The sequence below is a fragment of the Oleiphilus sp. HI0066 genome (assembly GCF_001635725.1).
In genome coordinates, this window is record NZ_LWFH01000479.1 from 1 (window position 1) to 1,205 (window position 1,205).

The window sequence follows — 1,205 nt, forward strand, 5'->3', positions numbered from 1 at the left end:
GATTGTATGAATCGGAAGGGCACAGATTTCATCGTACCTTGGTCGTTGTATTGAATCACAAAGTGTAAATGTGGGCCGGTCGAAAAACCTGAGTTACCAGAGCGACCAAGCAAATCGCCAGCTTTGACTTTATCTCCTACTGCGACATCTATCTTGCCCATTAATAAGTGGCCGTAAATGGCATAGGTGCCATCTTCATGAAGTACTTGCACGTAATTAGCTTTGTCTAGAAAAAAGCCGCTATTGGTCCCTGCGTAGGAATAGTTGTTTTTAATGCTGATTACGATGCCATCGCGCGCAGCGCTAATTGGTGTTGCAATGGGCATGGCGATATCCACAGCATGTATTTGAGGTTCCTGTGCATGGCTGAAGCGCCCGTTGAAACCTTGAGAAACCTCTAAAAGGCGGTGGCCTTTGAACGGAACAAGGTAAGTTGCAGTGGCGTCTGGTCTTGTATGTGGATCTCCGAGTATGCACCAGAATTCTATCTCGTTTGTACGCATGTGAGTGCGATCAGTTTGCAAGATAACTGTGTTTGAGAATGCTTGAACAAGGTAAGTGTTAGGTTCTTCCTCGGGTAATTGAACTTCGCAATGAACTGAGGTGAGTAGCTTGTTCTCGATACGAAACTCCGCCTTGTCCCCGGTGATAGTTTTGCTTAATGAAACCTCTGGAGGAGAATCTTTTTTCGTCTTTCTTATGTTGATGGATTGAGCGTTTTTGGCCTCAGGCTTTTTATCTGTAAAAAGCCAGTTTCCATTCGCGTCCTGGTATTTGTATATCTTTGCAACAACATGTTGCGAAACGAGGATAAAGGAAAGAGCAAGAGCGCTAATTATTATTTGCACGTTCTTTGAATCTCTGCGCGTAAGTCTTTTTCGCGTTGTTTCCGTTCTTGTTCTGTTACTTTCACGAATTCACCGTGTTCATCATAAAAAACGACGGGACCTTGAATGTCGGCTAGACGCTTCGCAGCTTCTTCACAATACTTCTTTTTGGCGGCTTGAATTTCGGCATTTTGTTTTTCTAAGAGAATTTTTTGCTCTGCGGCTTGGATTTTTTCAGCACGCCATTGTTCTTTGGCATTCTTAACCATTTCAGGATTGCTGAGATCTGTTGAGATATTAAGAGGCTGGATGTCATCACTGATATTTGTAGCTGATGTTCCAGTTGGAGGTCGATCTCCAAAGTGCGTTTTACCTTCA

The 1,205-nt window shown here is 43.6% G+C and carries 2 protein-coding genes; both read right to left on the reverse strand.

Annotated features, from left to right (window positions below):
- Window positions 1–848: M23 family metallopeptidase (locus tag A3738_RS06790; RefSeq protein ID WP_068763459.1), on the reverse strand; the 848-nt coding region annotated here is incomplete at its 3' end.
- A partial coding sequence (locus A3738_RS30690; protein WP_068763460.1) for a hypothetical protein occupies window positions 839–1,205 on the reverse strand: 367 nt, incomplete at its 5' end. The genes A3738_RS06790 and A3738_RS30690, both read right to left, overlap by 10 nt.